Genomic DNA, 20,051 nt, shown 5'->3' with positions numbered 1-20,051 from the left:
TTTTTAGTTTCTTCTAAATAATATTGAAAATAGTTTATTAGGTATAAAAAAGCCCTCCTAGGTTTTAGGAAGGCAAAAGTAGTGGAGATGGAGGGACTCGAACCCTCGTCCAAACAAGCAACTAAAATGCTTTCTACATGCTTAGTTTTCGCTTAATTTTAGTCTAAAAGCTGACCGAAAACTGCCTACTTTTAGCTTAGCTTCTTAAATTTCAAAATACTATCGAAGCCTAGTATTTCTATGTTAATTTTTACGATGCCTCAAAATTGAACGCCATTAACAAAGGCTTTCAGGAGACATAAAGCTTCTCTACCTTGTAGAGACGTGGCTTAATCCTACTGTAATTCAGATTATGCAGCTAAAGCGTAGTTATTCTCGCCGTTTAAAGTGTTGAAATTGAGTTTTACGAGTACTATTTCATTGCTCGACATGCTTACAATTTAACTGACCTTGCTGTCAAAACCAGTCATCCCCATGTTATAATATGGTTGTGCAAAGGTAATTATAATTTTGAAATCAAAACTTGTGAAATACCTTATTTCATAATACATTGCACAAATTTTATACCAAAAACCCAAGAAAGGCTAAGGGTAGAGTTAAAAAGCTTTAAATTTTCAGTAACTATATTTTTAATTTTAGTTGTAATTCTAGTATCTTGCCATTTTGAGATTAATAAAAAATATCAATTCATGAAATTTGCTATTATTAAAGAACGTAAAAATCCACCCGATCGTCGAGTAGTTTTATCTCCGAATGCATGTCAAAACTTGGTTGAAAAATATCCAAATGCTCAGGTTTTTGTTGAATCATCTGACATTAGAGTGTTTAATGATGATGAATATCGAGATTTAGGAATTGAGGTAACTGACGATGTTTCAGGTTGTGATGTGTTATTGGGTGTTAAGGAAGTACCCATTGAAAATTTAATAGCTAATAAATCGTACTTTTTCTTTTCACATACAATTAAAAAACAACCTTACAATAGGGACTTATTAAAAGCAATTCTTGATAAAAATATTACATTGTATGATCACGAAACGGTTACCAATAGTGATGGTTATAGACTAATTGGCTTTGGTTATTATGCTGGCGTTGTTGGTGCGTACAATGCTTTTAGAGCTTATGGTCTTAAATTTGGAGGTATAGATTTGCCAAAAGCTAATGACTTAAAAAATTTATTAGAGTTAGAAAAGGAGCTAAGACAAATAGTAGTTCCGCCAATAAAAATTGTTGTAACTGGTACGGGTAAAGTCGGAACTGGTGTTAGGGAGATTTTAGACATATTGAATATTAAAGAAGTATCAACGGATGATTTCTTAAAAAAGGAATTTAGTCAGCCTGTTTATGTACAACTAGATGCTTTAGATTACAATAGTCGTAAAGATGGTAGTTTTTTAGGTAAAAAAGATTTTTTTGAGAATGCCAGTGAATATAAATCAACTTTCATGCGTTTTGCAAAAGTTAGTGATATGTATATTGCTGCACATTTCTATGGAGAAGGAGCTCCAGAAATTATAACGCGTAGAAATGTTAAATCACCTAATTTTAATATAAAGGTTGTAGCAGATATTAGTTGTGATATTAACGGTCCTATTGCACCAACGATTAGACCTTCTACCATTGAATACCCTATATATGGATATAACCCAGAAACGGGTGACGAAATTGATTATAAAGACGATAAAGCAATTGTGGTAATGGCTGTTGATAATTTACCCTGTGAACTTCCTGATAATGCAAGTCGTGGATTTGGATCTATGTTTTTGAAAGACGTAATTCCAGCATTTTTTAATAATGATAAGGATGGTATTTTACATCGTGCTAAAATAACTGAAAATGGTAAATTAACTAATAAATTTAAATATTTACAGGATTTTGTCGATGGTAAAGAATAAATTAATAACTCTACAAAATAATTTATTGCTAGCTATCACGGATTTTGTATTTTGGAAGAAAGAATAGAAAAAGGTAGTAACTATAGTATACCAATTAATGCAAGATAAACAATTTCTTATCGATTTATCAAATACCAAAATGCCCTATGGAAAATTTAAAGGTATAGACTTGATTGATCTACCTGAACATTATATTGTTTGGTACCATGCCAAAGGTTTTCCAAAAGGAAAGTTAGGATTAATGCTAGGTTTAGTTTATGAGCTAAAACTTAATGGTTTAGAACATTTAGTAAGAGAAATTAAGAGGAGAGAGTAAAAGAATCTATTATTTATTTGGGAATTATAGTATATTATGCCTATTCTTAAATATAGGTTAAAAGTACTTTGTATTTAAAAGTAAATGAAATTCTGTTATATTTTTATGTTAATTAAATGTTCTAATGCTGTCAGATGTTTTTTAAATTCTAGAGTTCCTAAATGTGTAGAACTATATTGAGTATTTGGTTTTCTACCAATAAAAGATTTTCTAATTTTAATGTAATTTTCTTTCTCTAAAGCTTTAATATGACTGGCTAAATTACCATCAGTTATATCTAGTAATTTTTTTAAGGTAATAAAATCTAAGCTGTCGTTGGTCATTAAAACTGACATAATGCCTAGTCTAACACGGTGGTCAAAAACTTTATTTATATTTTTTAGTATACTCAAATTGTATTGTTTAATTTAATAATTAACTTAATTAGTTAAAGAACTTTGTATAACAAAGTTAACTTTAATTTAAACATACACAAGAAATTCTTACATCTTAAAGTACATAGAAATTATAATTGAGCTTTATCACACCTAAAATTTAATTTTTTACTTGTTTAATGAGTATTCTTTTAATTGGATGAAATATTTAACTGAGAAATACAAATTTCAATTTTTTAAATTTAATGATTTTACTATAACTCGTTTTATTACTAATTAAGTATTTGTAGTTAAAAAGAACAGTATAATATTTAAATTTAAAGAACTGCCTATACAGTCCAATAGTATAAAACTGTTTTAGTTTGCGTGTTCAATCTTTTTATAGAGTAAAATTTATTATAAATTGCTTGATTTAATGAGGTTTACGCTTAAAAAAAGAGATAAATTTTGCTTATTAAATTATCTAAAATAATTAATAATTAAAAATAATTGTTGAAAAAAGTTTTCAACTAAAAGTTAAAAATTTTGTTACTAATTAAAAAATTTATTAATGAAATGAATAATTTTCTGTATTATTTTTGGTAACTCTAATACCAAAAAATAAAAAGAAAATGTCTGTCGAAACTATCAAAACCAACACTAAAACTTACGATTATAATGAAGTTTTAAAGACTTCATTAGCCTATTTTAACAATGATGAACTTGCCGCTACTACATGGATTAATAAGTATTGTTTAAAAGATAAACATGGTAATTATTTGGAAAAATCTCCAGATGATATGCATCAACGAATGGCTGAAGAATTTGGTAGAATTGAAAAAAACTATATTCCTAACGATAAAATTTCAGACAATTTATCTGCTTATGGTAAAACTAGAAAACCATTAAATACAGAAAAAATTTATAATCTATTTAAAGATTTTAAATATGTAATTCCTCAAGGCAGTGTCATGTTTGGTTTAGGAAATAAGGAGGTTATTGCATCCCTGTCAAACTGTATTGTTGTGCCGTCTGTTATGGATTCTTATGGAGGTGTATGTTATACAGATCAACAATTGGTACAATTATTTAAAAGACGTTGTGGAGTAGGAGTAGATTTATCAGAACTACGCCCTAAAAATGCTCTAGTTTCTAATGCAGCTGGTACCACTACTGGAGCGGTTTCTTTTATGAATAGATTTTCTAATACTACACGAGAAGTTGCTCAAAATGGTCGTCGTGGAGCATTAATGTTAACCATGGATGTTGCTCATCCTGATATCGAAGATTTTGTTACTATTAAACAAGATTTAACTAAAGTTACTGGTGCCAATATTTCTATTAGATTGTCAGATGAGTTTATGAAAGCTGTAGTAAATGACACAAAATTTACATTAAAATGGCCAATAGACAGTGCAGAACCTAAATATACTAAAGAGATTAATGCTAAAGAGCTATGGAATAAAATTATTGAATGTGCACATAATACAGCCGAACCAGGATTAATTTTTTGGGATAGACAACACCATTATTCCACATCATCAGTGTACCCAGAATTTAAAAATAGTTCAACAAACCCATGTTCTGAAATTGCAATGCAAGGTGGTGATAGTTGTCGTTTAATAGCTGTTAATTTGTACAGTTTTGTTGAAAATCCGTTTACTGAAAAAGCAAAATTCAATTATAAAAAATTCTATGAAGTTGTTTACGAATCTCAACGTTTAATGGATGATTTAGTAGATTTAGAACTAGAAGCTGTAGATAGAATTTTGGAGAAAATTGAAGCAGATCCAGAACCAGACCATATCAAAAGAGCAGAAAAAGAAATATGGCAATTGTTGTCTGAAACTGGTAAAAAAGGAAGACGAACAGGACTTGGATTTACAGCTTTGGCCGATGCTATTGCGGCTTTAGGTATTAAGTTTGATACGGAAGAAGCATTGACAGTTGTTGATAAAATTATGAAGAAAAAACTTGTGGCTGAATTTGACAGTAGCATTGATATGGCTATTAATAGAGGTCAGTTCGAAGTTTTTAATAGAAATATTGAAGATACGTCAGAATTTGTTCAAATGATGAGCAGAGAATTTCCTGATTTATATGCTAGAATGATGGAAAATGGTCGTAGAAATATATCTATCAGTACCGTTGCACCAACGGGATCTTTAAGTATGTTGGCACAAGTATCTTCAGGAATAGAACCAGTATTTTTATTATCATATGTTCGTCGAAGAAAAGTTAATACTAGTGATGATAATTCTAATGTTGATTTTGTAGATGATTTGGGTGACGCATTTGAAGAGTTTACTGTGTATCATAAGAAATTTGAAACTTGGATGAATACAACGGGTAAAACTGATGTTAAAGATAGCCCATATGCTGGAGCAACTGCACCAGAAATTGACTGGAACAAACGTGTAGAGATGCAAGCGTTAGTTCAAAAATATACAACGCATTCTATCAGTTCAACTATTAATTTAGCTTCAGATGTTACAGTTGATAAAGTTGGTGACATTTACATTGAATCATGGAAACAAGGATTAAAAGGCATTACTGTATACCGTGATGGTTCAAGAAGTGGAATTTTAGTTAAATCTGATGATAAGCCTAAAAAGAAGAAGGAAGATTATACTGAAGAAACCTTAGTCGCAAAAAGACCTCATAAGATTGAGGCCGAAATAATTAGATTTCACAATGAGTCTGAGAAATGGTTGGCTGTTATTGGGTTAATTGATAGTAAACCTTATGAAATTTTTACAGGTAAGATGAAAGATGCTTTTAATCTTCCTCAATGGGTTGAAAAAGGATGGGTTATTAAAAATAGAGATGAAAATGGTAATGCCAGATATGATTTTCAATATATAGACAGTGATGGTTATAAAACAACTATTGAAGGGTTATCAAGATCGTTCAATAAGGAATTTTGGAATTATGCTAAATTAATTTCAGGGGTTTTACGTCACGGAATGCCTATGCCTTATGTTGTAGATTTAATTCAGAATTTGAATCTTTATGATGATCATATCAATACTTGGAAAAATGGTGTTGCTAGAGCTTTAAAAAGGTTCATTCCAAAAGATGCTGAAGTAAAGGATAAAAAATGTAGCGAATGTGGAGACCCAGAAGGATTGGTTTATGAAGAAGGTTGTTTAAAATGTAAAAGTTGTGGTATGTCTAAATGTGGATAGTATTACACTTATTAATCATACTAAAAATCCAAATTTCAACAATTGAAATTTGGATTTTTTTGTCATCACCTTTTGTTTTCTACAAAAAATTCCAAAATTGGTTGTTGATTCAAAAAAAGATATAAAACTGAATCCCTATTTTTTTTAAAAGGAATGGCAAAATTGCACTGAGAGTTATTACAATTTAATTCAACTTTTTTACTGTATTTATCACCTTCGTAAGCATAAAATAAATGTGTATTTTCAGGAATTTTATTTATTAAAAATGAAATATGATCTCCAGTTGCTACTTTAAGAAGTCCAAAATTTGGAGAAATCAACTTCATCTTATTCAAAAAAAATGATTTTTTATATATTGGAGTATTGTAGAACTGCTTTTTAGTAAGATTATCTTCTCTAAGTAACCATTCTTTTTCTGTTGGATAGTGTGTCAAAGCAAACTGCTTTGGGTCAGTGAAAAAATAGAAATCATCAAATTGAGATACCCATCGGTTCCCATTGAAATATCCTGCTCCCCATGTAGTATCTATTAAATACCATTTTTTATCGATTTTAACGGCGTTCCAAGCATGATTTTCTGTAAGTGTAGGGTTATTAATGTCTGACGCTTTACCTTTCGTAAAACCACCAATTAAAACGCATGGAATACCTAAATATTCAGAGACTCTTTTAAATGTTAGTGCGTAGCCCTCGCAAATTGCTTTTTTTGATTGTAAGGTGGTTGTTATAATATTAGAATTTACGGCCTCTATTTTGCTGTTAAAATCGGCTTTTGATGTATAACTAAAGCTAATTTCTGTCTGTTTATTGGTTAGTGCATCCATATCATAATGGATATTTAAGCATATCCATGTGTATAGAGCTCGTATTCTTTCTTTTTTTAAAGTAAAATCTTTTAATATTTGTTCAGCTAACTCGTTTGATGAGTTATACTTTGCTCCATAATCCCTTACTTTAGTATCAACAGAAGTATAATTAGCATTCAACGTTTCCGAAAAAGAGATTTTGTGGTGTGTAGTATTTAGTTGATCTGCAATTTCAAATTGCTGAGCAACTATTTTGTTTAAAAACAAAAGGAGGGTTAAATATATAGTTATTAGTCTCATAATAAACTATATAACAGTTATTTAACTAAAAAATTGTATGATATGTTATATCCTAAAAATACCGCCCAAAGAAATAACCCTTTGAAAATAGAAAAAAGACTGTGAGGCACTATCGGCCGAGCTTTGCGTAGTTCTAATAGAATTCATATCAATAAAACCTCCCTTTAAATCTCCTCTTAAATAAAAATATTTAAAGAAATTAAGGTGTAATCCAGCACTTAAGGAAACCCCGTATCCAGAAATATGAAAATCATCATGACGCTCTTTAGATAAAAGAGTGGCATTGGTTTTTGGGTATAATACACCAGCACCAATACCTTCAGTAACGTTTATTTGAAATACATCAATGTTTTTTATATTAAAAATGGATGAAACATCATCAAATCTTGAAAACTCAGAGTAAACATAATTTAAACCATCAGTATGTTCAAATTTTAGAAAATCTTCAGTTAATTGAATTGGAACATTATTATAAAAACCATTGAAACTGGCTCCAGGTTCATCAAGAGATAAATTAATCTCTCCATCAATTTGAGCAGTTTGATTTTGAGTCATTACATATTTCATATGGTCTACACCTAATGCAATTGTATAATTTTCACTAATAAAATAACCTATTTTAGCATTAGTTTGAGGTATTGTCATTCGAGAAGGGTTTATATAATCTACATGCCAACCTTTAGGTTTATCATGAGATTTCACGTTTGACAATGTAAAATTATAATCATTTCCTTTAAAAGTGATGTCTGAATTTGTAAATGAAGATCTATTACCTCCCCAACTGACAAAAATTTTGCCTTTATTAGAACTTGTAAAAGATTTAGGAGCTGTTCTTTGAGCATTTAAACTAAAGGCAAAAAAAGGCAAGCAAAAGCCTATAAACGATCGAATTGAAATCATTATTTGAATGTGTAATTATAGAGAATTAATTGTTTGTCTGATGGCAACCAAGTTGGTTAGTAACTTTTCTAAATGCTCTAAATGAAGCATGTTAGCACCATCAGACTTTGCGTTTGCAGGGTCAAAATGAGTTTCTAAAAATAAACCGTCAACTCCAGTTGCAATACCTGCTCTGGCAATAGTTTCAATCATTTCTGGTCTGCCGCCAGTAACACCAGAAGTTTGATTTGGTTGTTGTAAGGAGTGAGTAACATCTAAAACAGTAGTGGCATATTTTTTCATAGTTGGGATACCTCTAAAATCAACAATCATATCTTGATATCCAAACATTGTGCCTCTATCCGTAAGCATAACGTTATTGTTTTGACATTCAAGCACTTTATTTACGGCATGTTTCATACTTTCAGCACTCATAAATTGTCCTTTTTTTAAATTGACAACTTTTCCAGTTTTTGCTGCAGCTACTACTAAATCTGTTTGACGAACTAAAAATGCTGGAATTTGTAATACATCAACAAATTGTGCCGCTAAATAAGCATCTCCACTTTCGTGAATATCAGTAACCGTAGGTACATTAAAAGTCTTACTTACTTTTTGAAGTATTTTTAAAGCTTTTTCATCTCCAATTCCACTAAAACTATCTATTCTTGATCGATTTGCCTTTTTGAAACTTCCTTTAAAAATAAATGGGATTTCTAATTTGTCAGTAATGTTAATTATTTTTTCCGCAATGCGTAATGCCATCTCTTCACCTTCAATAGCACAAGGTCCTGCTAATAAAAAAAAATTATTACTAGTTGTATGTTTTATGTTGGGAATAATAGAAATATCCATGAAGTATAGTTTGATGCAAAAGTACGGTTTTTTATATTTTATTTAACCTCAAAATCATGAAATGCAACTTACCTTTGAAAAATATTATAATAATATAATCTTATGCATTAACGAACGTTATTAATGTATTGTAGATTTAAACCAAATTTGAGATAGAGTAGAGATATGAAAAAAGTAGTTAAAATTCTCGGAATTGTTATAGTTTTAATTATTACAGCAATTTTTATTATTCCTATTGTTTTTGAAGGAAAAATTATTGAGATGGTAAAAACAACTGCTAATAATAATTTAAAAGCTACCTTAGATTTTGAGGATGCCGATTTAAGTATTTGGAGCAGTTTTCCGAGTGCTGAGGTTTCATTGCATAAAATATCTTTAATAAATAAAGCCCCTTTTGAAGGTGACACTCTTTTTTATGCAGATCAAATCGATTTAAAATTACCACTTGGTCAGCTGTTTAAAGGCGGCTCAGACATTAGTATTACATCTTTTGCCATTGATAAAGCAAATTTGGCAATAAAAATTGATGAAAATGGAAATGCAAATTATGATATAGCCAAAGAAAGTGATGCTGATATAGCTGAAGAAACAGAATTAGAATCTGAACCACTACAATTAAATTTAGATAATTATTCAATTACAAATAGTAAAATATCTTATATAGATGCAACAAGTAAAATGGGCTTTTTGTTGAAAGAATTTAATCATAAAGGAGAAGGTAATTTATCTTCAGTTACATCTAAATTAAATACGAAAACAAATGGTCTTGTTACTTTTGAAATGGATAGTGTAGCTTACTTAAATAACAACGTAATAGATTTAGAAGCTATTATTGGTATAGATTTAAATGAAAATAAATTTAGTTTTCTAGAAAATAAAGCATTAATTAATCAATTACCATTAGTTTTTGATGGATTTGTAAAAATTAATGAAAACAATCAAGAAGTCGCTATAAATTTTAAAACACCATCATCAGATTTTAAAAACTTTTTGGCTTTAATTCCAGAAGTATATTCTAAAAATATTGAAGGTGTAACCACTACAGGTAATTTTGATATTACAGGAAAATTTGAAGGTGTAGTTGACGAAACTCATATACCTAAGTTTAATATTATTATTAATTCTGACAATGCATCATTTAAGTATCCTGATTTACCAAAATCGTTAGAAAACATAAATCTTAACACTAAAATAGCGAATGAAACAGGATTGGTAAAAGACACCTATGTAGCTATAGATACCTTATCATTTCGTTTAGAGCAGGAAACTTTTAATGCATCAGCTAATCTGACTGAAGTAACTGAGAACATGAAAGTTAGTGCTCATTTAGATGGTAAAATAAATTTAGCAAATTTAGAGCAAGTCTATCCTGCAGATGCTGTTAAAGATTTAAAAGGAAATTTATCTATAAACGCGAGTACTGCGTTTGATATGAATTCAATTGAAAAAGGAAATTATGAAAATACTAGAACTTCCGGTACTTTTATTTTACAGAATTTTGAATATGTTTCTAATGAATTAAGCGATAAATTAATAATTGATAAAACATCTTTATCATTAAACCCAAAAGTTGTTAAATTAAATAGTTTTGCTGCTAAATTAGGTAAAACAGATATTCAAGCATCTGGTCGTATAGATAATTTACTTGGCTTTTTCTTTAATAAAGAAGATATGAAAGGGCAGTTTTCTTTAAATTCTAACACGTTTTCAGTCGATGATTTTATGGTTGCTGAAGTTGATTCAAAAGAAAAAGAGGAAAAATCAGATAATGTAGAGGCACAAGAGGAAAGTATTAAAATTCCTTCCTTTTTAGATTGCACTGTTGAAGCTAATGCAACTACGGTTTTATATGATAATATTACCTTAAAAAATGTTTCTGGTACGTTACTGATTAAAGATCAAACGGCAACATTAAAGAATATGAAATCGAGTATTTTTAATGGAACAATAGGTTTTGACGGAAATGTTTCTACCAAGTCAGAAACCCCAACTTTTGCCATGAATTTGGATATGAATAGTCTTAACATAGACGAGTCTTTTAAACAATTGAGTTTGTTGGAGGCATTAGCTCCAATAGCGAAAGTAATTCAAGGAAAATTAAATACAAATATTAGTCTCTCAGGAAGCTTGAATAATGACTTTACACCTAATTTAAACACTGTATCTGGTAATGCTATGGCAGAATTGATAGGATCTAAACTTTCACCTGAAAATTCACCATTAATTCAGAAATTAGAAAGTCAATTGACCTTTTTAGATTCAAAAAAGTTAGATTTAAGTGATTTAAAAACAGCATTAACTTTTAAAGATGGAAAAGTCCAGATAAACCCATTTTCTATTAATTATGAAGATATTAAAGTTGATATTAGTGGTGGGCATGGTTTTGATAATACTTTGGGCTATGATGCTGTTGTTAATGTACCTGCTAAATATTTAGGATCTGATGTAACAAAACTTTTAGCTCAATTAGATGAAAAGGATAGTGAAAATATTCAAATTCCTGTAAATGCAATTATTTCAGGTAGTTTTACCAATCCATCTATAAAAACGGATTTAAAATCAGCAGTTACTAATTTAACAAATCAATTGGTAACTCAGCAAAAAAATAAATTAATAGATAAAGGAAAAGAAAAAGTTGAAGATGCTTTAAAAGATTTACTTGGAAACAAAGAAACAGCGAAAGACACTACATCTTCAGTTGCAGCAAAGGACTCTGTTAAAAATTCAAACACTAAACCTACTGTAGAAGACGTGGCAAAAGATGCGTTAAAAAATCTTTTTGGAAAGAAAAAAGAAGAAAAAGATACTGTTAACTAAGTTTGAAGTAAAAATATAAAAAAGTACGGAAGTATTGCAAGTAAAAACACGTTTACTGCCAATTGTATTTGATAGCTACTTACTTTTTTGTAAGGTCTCTAAATAAACTTTCTAAATCTTGATTTTTTACTGTAGATTGTAATAGTTTTAAACCGTTATCGTGAGCAAAATCAAAAATTGCTGGTCGCATATCTTTACTTGTGTTAAACGTTAATTTCCAGACATTTTCGTAAAGGTTTTCTATATTTTTTATTTTTGGAATTTTATGAAGTAATTGAGGTTCAACACGTAAGTCAAATTCAACTTCTATAACTTGGTCTGTATTTCCTTTGAGTTTGTTCAATTTATTATCAGTAACTATTTTTCCTTTATTAATAATAATTACACGATCACAAACAGCTTCAACTTCTTGCATAATATGAGTAGAGAATAATACAGTTTTAGTTTCTCCAATTCTTTTAATAAGGCTTCTAATTTCTACCAATTGATTTGGGTCTAAACCTGTAGTTGGTTCATCTAAAATAAGTACTTCAGGATCATGTAATAAAGCAGCAGCCAAACCAACACGTTGACGATATCCTTTAGATAATTGTCCTATTTTTTTATGAACTTCTGGACTTAAACCTACTTGTTCTATAACCTCTCGAATTCTAGTTTTAGAAATTTTATGTATGGAAGCATTAAATTGAATATACTCTTTTATATACATATCTAAATACAACGGGTTATGTTCTGGTAAATACCCAACAGATTGTTTTACTAGTATAGGTTCTGTAGTTACATTATGTCCATTTACAATAGCCACTCCATCAGTTGCGTTAATATAGGTGGTAATAATTTTCATCATGGTAGATTTACCTGCACCATTTGGCCCTAAAAATCCAACAATTTCACCAGAATTTATTTTAAAACTAATATTATCTAATGCTTTTTGTGTTCCGTAAATTTTACTGATGTTTTGTATCTCTATTGACATAATGATAGTTTATATTTACAAAGTAACAAATCTTTTCTAAAAGTTTGACACTTTTGTTTTAATTGGTTTAAAGAACGATAAAAAATTAGCGTAAATTTTAATCTTGTTGAATAAAATTTATTTCATTACTACGTGTTGATATATTTTCGATTGCATCATAAATATAATTACACACTTTTTTTTCTCCTAAATAGTTAATTAAATCGGCCGTATCTTCAGGTGTATGGTATTGTGGATGACCTCCTGTATGTAATCCAATTACTGATATTTGTTTTTTATAAAAAGAAACATGATCAGATCCGCCAACGGAACCTGAATGTACTATTGGAGATAAATTGTGTTTTGGACCTAAATTTTTCATTAATTCCATTCCCCCATTAAATGTTCCAGCTCCGCCCATATAAATTTGATTTTGACTATTTAACCTACCTACCATATCCATATTAATCATTAGTTTAATTTGATTTAAAGGAACAATTGGGTTATTTACGAAATACCTACTCCCCAATAAGCCTTGTTCTTCAGCACCAAATGCTACTAGTATAACACTTCGTTTTAGAATTTCTTTATTAGCAGCAAGTTTTTCTCCAATTTCTAAAAGAGCTGCAGTTCCACTTGCATTATCATCAGCTCCATGATAGATTACTCCAACCTTATCAGACTTTGATGAGGGGCCATACCCGAGACCTAAATGATCGTAATGAGCTCCTAAAACTATATATTCATGTTTAAGTTTAGGGTCTGAGCCTTCTATGAGCCCAACAACATTCCAAGTTTTAACTTTAGGTTTTTTTGGTTCATTTTTTTTAACTCTTAATTGAGCCATAAATGTTTGTTTATAATTATTTTTTATTGGTTTTATTCCAGATTGTTTAAATTGTTTTTTAATATACTTTACCACTTTTTTATTCATCTTTTCTCCCGGAAAGCGACCTTTATTTTTATCTGATGCTAAAAATTTAATATGCTCTTTGAGTTCCTCTACGGTAATATCTTGCTGAGAGTGAATTACATCAATAAAAAGAAAAAGAATAAATAATAAGGGATATATTTTGTTATGCATAATAATTTTTTTTAATTGTAGTTAATTCTAAATAGAATTACACAGTACAAATGTCGGTTTTTATTAGTGTTTTTATAAGGAAATATTCAAACATTTTGATGTATGCCTGTAACTCTATATTTTAATTAAATTCTTGGAGACTTTTACGTAAATCAAGTTTTTTTATCCTAAAAAGAATATGTTTATGCCTATTTGTCAGCAAAAAAAAATTGGCTCAATAATAGTAGTATTTAAAGAATGAGTGAAAAAAAGAAAGTATCATTTGCCTGGGCATTTAAACAGTTTATTTGGCCAAGAAAGAACATTATTCTATTAGGTTTATTTTTAATTATCTTAAAAAGTTTATCAGGTTTGGTGTTGCCATATGCCAGTAAAAATTTGATAGATGAAGTGATTCCTAATAAAGACATGCAAGCCCTAACTACATTGTTAATTTTTGTATGTTCGGCTATTTTAATACAAGCAGTAACCTCTTTTTTATTAACTAGATTATTAAGTGTTGAAGCACAGCATCTAATCGCTTTATTAAGGGCTAAAGTGCAAAAGAAATTATTGACATTGCCTATCAGTTTTTTTGATAATAATAAATCTGGAGCATTGGTTTCTCGTGTTATGTCAGATGTTGAAGGGGTTCGTAATTTAGTTGGTACAGGATTGGTACAGCTAATTGGAGGAACCATTACAGCTGTTATTTCACTAGTAATTTTAATTAAATTAAACGCAACTATGACGTTTTTTGTGCTCGTTCCTGTTGCTCTTTTTGCTTTTATAGCTTTAAAAGCTTTTGGATACATTCGTCCTATTTTCAGAGAAAGAGGTAAGATTAATGCTGAAGTAACTGGTCGTTTAACAGAAACTTTAAATGGTGTTAGAGTTATAAAAGGATTTAATGCTGAAGAACAAGAAAACAAAACTTTTGAAGAAGGTGTTGAACGTCTCTACTTAAATGTAAAAAAGAGTTTAACGGCAACGGCCTTAATGACTAGTTCATCTACTTTTTTATTAGGGTTGGCTTCAGCAGGGATAATGGGTATTGGTGGTTATTTTATTATGAATAATACAATGACTTATGGTGAATTTGTTTCATTTACTTTGTTTTTAGGTTTTATGATTGCTCCAATTGTACAAATGAGTAACATTGGAAGTCAACTTACTGAAGCAATGGCAGGTTTAGACCGTACCCAAGAGTTGATGAATATGATAGAAGAAGATAATCCTGAAAAAAGATTAGTTGTTTTAAATGATATTAAAGGAGAAATTGTTTTTGAAAATGTTTCATTTAGTTACGAAAAAAATAAAGAAGTACTACATAATATTTCTTTAAAAGCACCTTCAGGTAGTGTTACAGCTTTGGTAGGGTCTTCAGGTTCGGGTAAATCAACTATTGCTGGATTGGCAGCTACATTTTTAAATCCAGTAAAGGGAAAAGTTACACTTGATGGTATAGATTTGGCAGAAGTAAATTTGAATAGTTTTAGAAAACATTTAGCTGTTGTTTTGCAGGATGATTTTTTATATGAAGGAACTATTCGCGAAAATATTTTATTTCCAAGGCCAGATGCCTCTGAAGAGGAATTGTTATTAGCTGTTAAAGGTGCTTATGTGAACGAGTTTACAGATAGATTCGATAAAGGGCTTGATACTGTAATTGGTGAAAGAGGAGTAAAACTATCTGGAGGACAACGTCAGCGAATTTCTATTGCTAGAGCAATATTGGCAAATCCTAAAATTATTATTTTAGATGAAGCTACTTCTAATTTAGATACTGAAAGTGAGTCGTATATCCAAAAAAGCTTAGGTGTGTTAATGCAAAATAGAACTACATTTGTAATTGCTCATAGGTTAAGTACCATTCAAAAGGCAGATCAAATTTTGGTAATTGAAGATGGAAATATTGTCGAAAAAGGAAAACACGAAGAGCTTATAGCAAAAAAAGGTAGATATTTTGATTTATATACCTATCAGAGTAGGATATAATGCTTAACTAATGGTTCTGTTTTATAAAGTAATATTTTGAAAAACCCTCCTTGAAAAAGGAGGGTTTTTTTACTGTTAAGTTATTTTTTATTTTTTACATACTTCTCTAACCATTGGTCTTGTTCCCAAAGCAAGTGTAATATACTTTCTTTAGCTCTATAGCCATGACTTTCTTTAGGAAACATTACCAATCTTACAGTTGCTCCTAATCCTTTTAAAGCATTAAAATAACGTTCACTTTGTAGAGGATATGTACCAGAATTATTATCTGCAACGCCATGAGTTAGTAGTAAAGGTGTTTTCATTTTTTCAGCATGCATAAAAGGTGACATAGTATAATATACTTCAGGAGCTTCCCAGTAGTTACGCTCTTCACTTTGAAAGCCAAAAGGTGTTAATGTACGATTGTATGCACCACTTCTTGCAATTCCTGCTGCAAATAAATTACTATGAGAAAGTAAGTTAGCTACCATAAAAGCACCGTAGCTATGGCCTCCAACGCCAACACGATTTCTGTCAATATATCCCAATTTATCAACTGCATCAATGGCGGCTTTTGCGTTGGCTACCAATTGTTCTCTAAAAGTGTCATTAGGTTGTTCATCTCCTTCTCCTACAATTGGAAATGCAGCTTTGTCTAAAACTACATAACCTTTGTTTACCCAATAAATTGGAGATCCCCAATAAGGTGAGATAAATTCGTTAGAATTACTCGTGTTTTGAGAAGCACTACTCTTATCTTTATACTCTCTGGGATAAGCCCATAAAATCATAGGCATTTTTTCTTTTTTATCCATATCATAACCAACAGGTAAATATAAAGTGCCTGAAAGGTCAAGTCCGTCTTCGCGTTTGTAATTGATTATTTCTTTGTGTACATCTTGAAGGGCTTTAAATGGATTTTCAAAAGAAGTTAGTTGTGTTAATTTTTTATTTCGCAGTTTTCTAAAATAATAATTTGGATATTCGCTAGGAGACTCTATTCTAACTAATAATTGATTTTTATCAATATCATAATTGTAAATTTCTTCAAGTTTATCAGTATATGTTGATTGATAGATACGTTGCTTTTTCTTTGTATTTAAGTTAAATTTATCTACAAATGGAAATTGTCCATCGTCAGAATATCCATCACCAATTAAATATGCATTGTTTGATTTATCAAGTGCTAAAACATAACTTCCAAATTCATTTCTTTTAGAAACAAAAGAACCTGGGTCTGAATATACATCTTGATAATTTCTATCTTCGATTATTTCTGGTTTTTGAGTAGTATCAGAAGGATTAAAAATATAAATTTTAGTGTTTCTAGTATTCCACCAACGGTCATAAGCAATAGCGGTATTATCATTTGCCCATTGAATTCCTGAATATCTGTTAATAGTTTTAAGAATACTTTTACCATTACCTGTAAAAGGAGCTTCTAATTGAAAAACCTCATCTCTATATTCTACTTGTTTTTTAGGATCACCTTCATCTAAAGCTTCTACATAAATAAGTGTAGCAGGTTTATCTGAACGCCAACTAATATTTCTTCTTCCTTTTTTAGTTGCCATAAATCCTTTAGGTAGTTCTTCTAATAAAGGAGACTCTAAAACTGTAGCTACTTCCATACCATTTTTGGTGTAAATTTTAGTTTTAGAAGGAAAACGGTTGTAATTAACAATGTATGAAAATGGTTTTTCTATAGTTGATACCATTACATAATTTCCATCTGGAGAAAAACTGATAGACTTGTACATTGCACTTTCTAACCATTTTAACGAAGTGCCATTTAAAGAAATTTTATGAAGTTCAGACAAGGCTAATTGTTCAAAATTATGTTCATCGTTAGCATTCTTAATCAAATCTTGATAAGTTCTATTTTGAGCTTTTTTACCATCGTTAACTGATATTGTTGGTCCTTCAGGAATAGCTTCTGCAGTATTTATTAACTCTTTTCTATCATTCGAAATTATTTTTACTAAAATAGACTCACTATCTTTAAACCAATTGATAGCATCACGTAGGTTAGCATTGATGTTGGCTTCAGTTAATTTTTTTGCACTTACAGTTGCAATGTCTATTACCCAAAGTTCAACTCCATTAGTTGTAGTATGTGTAAAAGCGATTTTTTTTTGATCGGGACTCCAACTGATATTTGCAATTCTAGGATTTTTAGGTAGGCCTGAAACTTGAATTAATTCAGCTTTTTTACTGCCTAAACTTTTTAATTTTATGTTATTGTAGTAATTGGTTCTACTACCAATATTCGTAATAGGATTTATTCTTAATCCGCCTAATCGCAATTCATCTTCTGACAATTCAGCAATGGTTTTAAAGGCATCTCTATATAAAAACACCATTACAGACTTAGCGTCATCCATTAGAACTGATGGAGCCAATGGTACATCAACTAAATCTAAAATTTCTTTAGATGGCTTTTGATATGTAATATTTTCCTGAGCATTAATTCTTATAATAAAAAGGAAAAGGAAAGCGTAAATAATTGGTTTCATAGTATTTAAGATTATGGGTTAGATAATGAATGTTAAATATATGTTCAGCAATTTAAGAAGAAATACTCAGTTTTTAAAAATTAAAAACGAGATATATAATATACATAATTGGTTATTTGTACATTGGCACTTCGTTGTGAATTATATTATATGTTGTAAATGTTATCCTTAATTTTTTTATTAGAACTATTCTTTTAAGAATAATATTGATTTTAAAAGGAGATAATTAACGTGTTTTTAAGTCGTTATAGAGTTCAATATAATAATTATCTAACTTCTCCGAATCTTTATATTTTGCTCTAATTTCTTCTAACTTTTGTTTCATTTCTACAATGGTATCGGCATAATCTTTATTATCTATAAAGTTGTATATTTCTTGAGGGTCTTTTGAACGGTCGTAAAACTCCCACTGGTCAATGTCATGGTAAAAGTGAATTATTTTATATTTTTTTGTTGCTATGCCGTAATGACGTTTTACCGCATGCTCTGCTGGATATTCATAATAATGGTAATATACAGCATCTCTATTCCATTTTTCTTTATTACCTGTTAATAAAGGAATAAGACTTTCTCCTTGCATATCTTCAGGAACATGTGCTCCAGCTATTTCAAGAAAAGTTTGGGCAAAATCTAAATTTTGAACCATTTCATCTTCAGTAGTTCCTGGAGTAACTTTATTTGGCCATTTTATCAATAATGGTGTTTTAAAAGACTCATTATACATAAAACGCTTATCAAACCATCCGTGTTCTCCTAAATAAAAACCTTGGTCTGATGTATATACTATTAATGTATTGTCTGATAAGTTTTCTTGGTCTAAATAGTCTAACATACGTCCAACATTGTCATCAACAGAAGCTATGGTTGCCAAATAGTCTTGCATATAACGTTGGTATTTCCATTCTGTTAATTCTTTTTCATTCATTTTATGATAGCGTTTTTTAAAATCGGAAATAATAGGATTGTAAACACTATCCCAACTACTACGCTGTTGAGTAGTCATTCTTTTTATTTCAGATCTTGCCATGCCATCATAGATGTTTAATTCTTTTAAAATCTCTTTATCAATTTTATTGTCGTAAGCTAAATGCATATGTTTTAAGATATTCATCTCGGCAGTTTTAGCTGCAAGTCTACCTTTGTAATTATCAAAAAGAGTTTCAGGTAAAGGAAAAGTTTTTTTTGTAAACTTTTTATAATGTTTTTCATGTGGGTACCACGCTCTATGAGGGGCTTTGTGTAAATACATTAATAGAAAAGGTTTCTCTGAAATTCTTCTATTTTTTAACCAATCTAAGGCTAAGTCAGTAGTTATATCGGTTACATAGCCGTTAATTACAGTATCTCCTGTTTGAGTTATAAATTTTGGATTATAATAGCTCCCTTGTCCAGGTAAAATTTTAAATTCATCAAAACCTTTTGGTTTATTACCAAAATGAAGTTTGCCAAACATAGCAGTCTGATAACCCGCTTTTTGAAGTAATTGAGGAAATGTGACATTGGTTGTGTCAAATTTGCTTAAGTTATCAATTTTTCCATTTAAATGGCTGTGTTTTCCAGTAAGTATAACCGCTCGTGATGGTGCACAGATAGAGTTTGTAACACTTGCATTTGTAAATAACATTCCTTCATTGGCTATTCGATCTATGTTAGGGGTTTTAATTAATTTATCAGAATAGGCACTTATGGCTTGGTAAGCATGATCATCTGACATAATAAAGACAATATTAGGTTTTTGCAGTTTGTTAGTTTGTGGTTTGTTATTGCAAGATGAAATAAGTAAAGCTATGGTTAAAATTGATAGAGCTCTTTTCATAATAGATTAAACATGTTTATTAATATAGGATAAATTTAAGGTTTAATTTGTGATTAATTAGCATTTTAGGGCTCGTAATTAGTCTAAAAAGACTTGTGTCATCAAGTAGTTTGAGTTTTATGGTCAATTACAATTAAAATATAATGTTTATTACAAGTTAATCGAGAAAAATATGTTTTGAGGATTTTTTAATTTTTTAAGTTTTAAAATAACATTAAGCCTTTTTAATTTAAAAACAACTCATTTTTTATATCAATTCCATAAAAAACATTAGAATTCGCTAAAAAAAATTTGTTTTTTAAAATTATAAGT

At 29.8% G+C, this 20,051-nt stretch carries 13 protein-coding genes and 1 other RNA gene; 5 read left to right on the top strand and 9 right to left on the bottom strand.

Features of this window, described 5'->3' with window-relative positions:
* Positions 1–79: 79 nt before the first annotated feature.
* Positions 80–474: a transfer-messenger RNA gene (ssrA, locus tag EGM88_RS08845) on the bottom strand.
* Between the two features lie 215 nt (positions 475–689).
* Between ssrA and EGM88_RS08840 the strand changes: the two genes are divergently transcribed.
* The gene (locus tag EGM88_RS08840) at positions 690–1,895 is read left to right on the top strand and encodes an NAD(P)-dependent oxidoreductase (protein ID WP_123897639.1); all 1,206 of its coding nucleotides are present in this window, start codon (positions 690–692) and stop codon (positions 1,893–1,895) included.
* Positions 1,896–1,992: 97 nt separating this feature from the next.
* Complete coding sequence (locus tag EGM88_RS08835; RefSeq protein ID WP_123897637.1) at positions 1,993–2,211, top strand: DUF3820 family protein; 219 nt, start codon at positions 1,993–1,995, stop codon at positions 2,209–2,211.
* A 95-nt stretch (positions 2,212–2,306) separates the two neighbouring features.
* On the opposite strand, the gene EGM88_RS08830 is transcribed toward EGM88_RS08835, so the two are convergent.
* Positions 2,307–2,603: a winged helix-turn-helix domain-containing protein gene (locus EGM88_RS08830; protein WP_123897635.1), complete on the bottom strand. Its 297-nt coding sequence runs from the start codon at positions 2,601–2,603 to the stop codon at positions 2,307–2,309.
* A 593-nt stretch (positions 2,604–3,196) separates the two neighbouring features.
* Here EGM88_RS08830 and EGM88_RS08825 point away from each other — a divergent pair.
* The gene (locus tag EGM88_RS08825) at positions 3,197–5,752 is read left to right on the top strand and encodes an adenosylcobalamin-dependent ribonucleoside-diphosphate reductase (RefSeq protein WP_123897633.1); all 2,556 of its coding nucleotides are present in this window, start codon (positions 3,197–3,199) and stop codon (positions 5,750–5,752) included.
* 65 nt (positions 5,753–5,817) lie between these two features.
* Here EGM88_RS08825 and EGM88_RS08820 read toward each other — a convergent pair whose 3' ends face one another.
* The 3 genes from EGM88_RS08820 to kdsA are packed head-to-tail and all read right to left on the bottom strand — an operon-like array spanning position 5,818 to position 8,592.
* A complete protein-coding gene (locus EGM88_RS08820) occupies positions 5,818–6,858 on the bottom strand; it encodes a transglutaminase domain-containing protein (RefSeq protein ID WP_123897631.1) in 1,041 nt (346 codons plus the stop codon).
* Between the two features lie 45 nt (positions 6,859–6,903).
* A complete protein-coding gene (locus EGM88_RS08815; protein WP_123897630.1) occupies positions 6,904–7,758 on the bottom strand; it encodes a hypothetical protein in 855 nt (284 codons plus the stop codon).
* A gap of 15 nt (positions 7,759–7,773) precedes the next feature.
* Positions 7,774–8,592 carry a 3-deoxy-8-phosphooctulonate synthase gene (gene kdsA, locus EGM88_RS08810; protein WP_123897628.1) on the bottom strand — a complete coding sequence of 273 codons (819 nt, stop codon included), beginning with the start codon at positions 8,590–8,592 and terminating at the stop codon, positions 7,774–7,776.
* A gap of 165 nt (positions 8,593–8,757) precedes the next feature.
* Here kdsA and EGM88_RS08805 point away from each other — a divergent pair, with 165 nt between their 5' ends.
* Positions 8,758–11,409, top strand: coding sequence for an AsmA-like C-terminal region-containing protein (locus tag EGM88_RS08805; RefSeq protein WP_123897626.1), 2,652 nt, complete (start codon positions 8,758–8,760; stop codon positions 11,407–11,409).
* A gap of 79 nt (positions 11,410–11,488) precedes the next feature.
* Here the strand turns inward: EGM88_RS08805 and gldA are convergent, their stop codons facing one another.
* Complete coding sequence (gene gldA, locus EGM88_RS08800) at positions 11,489–12,385, bottom strand: gliding motility-associated ABC transporter ATP-binding subunit GldA (RefSeq protein WP_123897624.1); 897 nt, start codon at positions 12,383–12,385, stop codon at positions 11,489–11,491.
* A 97-nt stretch (positions 12,386–12,482) separates the two neighbouring features.
* On the bottom strand, positions 12,483–13,448 hold the full coding sequence (locus EGM88_RS08795; RefSeq protein ID WP_123897622.1) for a M28 family metallopeptidase: 966 nt from the start codon (positions 13,446–13,448) through the stop codon (positions 12,483–12,485).
* Positions 13,449–13,685: 237 nt separating this feature from the next.
* On the opposite strand from EGM88_RS08795, the gene EGM88_RS08790 reads away from it, so the two are divergent.
* The gene (locus EGM88_RS08790) at positions 13,686–15,425 is read left to right on the top strand and encodes an ABC transporter ATP-binding protein (RefSeq protein WP_123897620.1); all 1,740 of its coding nucleotides are present in this window, start codon (positions 13,686–13,688) and stop codon (positions 15,423–15,425) included.
* An 80-nt stretch (positions 15,426–15,505) separates the two neighbouring features.
* Here EGM88_RS08790 and EGM88_RS08785 read toward each other — a convergent pair whose 3' ends face one another.
* Together EGM88_RS08785 and EGM88_RS08780 are read right to left on the bottom strand one after the other, a co-directional pair.
* Positions 15,506–17,923, bottom strand: a complete 2,418-nt coding sequence (locus EGM88_RS08785) for a S9 family peptidase (protein ID WP_123897618.1) — start codon at positions 17,921–17,923, stop codon at positions 15,506–15,508.
* Positions 17,924–18,149: 226 nt separating this feature from the next.
* The gene (locus EGM88_RS08780; RefSeq protein ID WP_123897616.1) at positions 18,150–19,739 is read right to left on the bottom strand and encodes a sulfatase family protein; all 1,590 of its coding nucleotides are present in this window, start codon (positions 19,737–19,739) and stop codon (positions 18,150–18,152) included.
* Between the last annotated feature and the right edge of the window lie 312 nt (positions 19,740–20,051).

It is taken from the genome of Aureibaculum marinum (assembly GCF_003813905.1).
Taxonomy (GTDB): domain Bacteria; phylum Bacteroidota; class Bacteroidia; order Flavobacteriales; family Flavobacteriaceae; genus Aureibaculum; species Aureibaculum marinum.
This window is presented reverse-complemented; position numbering and strand designations above follow the sequence as displayed.

What these genes read in the sequence shown, in the direction of transcription:
- kdsA (WP_123897628.1), bottom strand. Translation starts at nt 8,592, where the DNA reads ATGGATATTTCTATTATTCCCAACATAAAACATACAACTAGTAATAAT.
- EGM88_RS08785 (WP_123897618.1), bottom strand. Translation starts at nt 17,923, where the DNA reads ATGAAACCAATTATTTACGCTTTCCTTTTCCTTTTTATTATAAGAATT.
- EGM88_RS08835 (WP_123897637.1), top strand. Translation starts at nt 1,993, where the DNA reads ATGCAAGATAAACAATTTCTTATCGATTTATCAAATACCAAAATGCCC.
- EGM88_RS08815 (WP_123897630.1), bottom strand. Translation starts at nt 7,758, where the DNA reads ATGATTTCAATTCGATCGTTTATAGGCTTTTGCTTGCCTTTTTTTGCC.
- EGM88_RS08840 (WP_123897639.1), top strand. Translation starts at nt 690, where the DNA reads ATGAAATTTGCTATTATTAAAGAACGTAAAAATCCACCCGATCGTCGA.
- EGM88_RS08805 (WP_123897626.1), top strand. Translation starts at nt 8,758, where the DNA reads ATGAAAAAAGTAGTTAAAATTCTCGGAATTGTTATAGTTTTAATTATT.
- EGM88_RS08825 (WP_123897633.1), top strand. Translation starts at nt 3,197, where the DNA reads ATGTCTGTCGAAACTATCAAAACCAACACTAAAACTTACGATTATAAT.
- EGM88_RS08795 (WP_123897622.1), bottom strand. Translation starts at nt 13,448, where the DNA reads ATGCATAACAAAATATATCCCTTATTATTTATTCTTTTTCTTTTTATT.
- EGM88_RS08790 (WP_123897620.1), top strand. Translation starts at nt 13,686, where the DNA reads ATGAGTGAAAAAAAGAAAGTATCATTTGCCTGGGCATTTAAACAGTTT.
- gldA (WP_123897624.1), bottom strand. Translation starts at nt 12,385, where the DNA reads ATGTCAATAGAGATACAAAACATCAGTAAAATTTACGGAACACAAAAA.
- EGM88_RS08780 (WP_123897616.1), bottom strand. Translation starts at nt 19,739, where the DNA reads ATGAAAAGAGCTCTATCAATTTTAACCATAGCTTTACTTATTTCATCT.
- EGM88_RS08820 (WP_123897631.1), bottom strand. Translation starts at nt 6,858, where the DNA reads ATGAGACTAATAACTATATATTTAACCCTCCTTTTGTTTTTAAACAAA.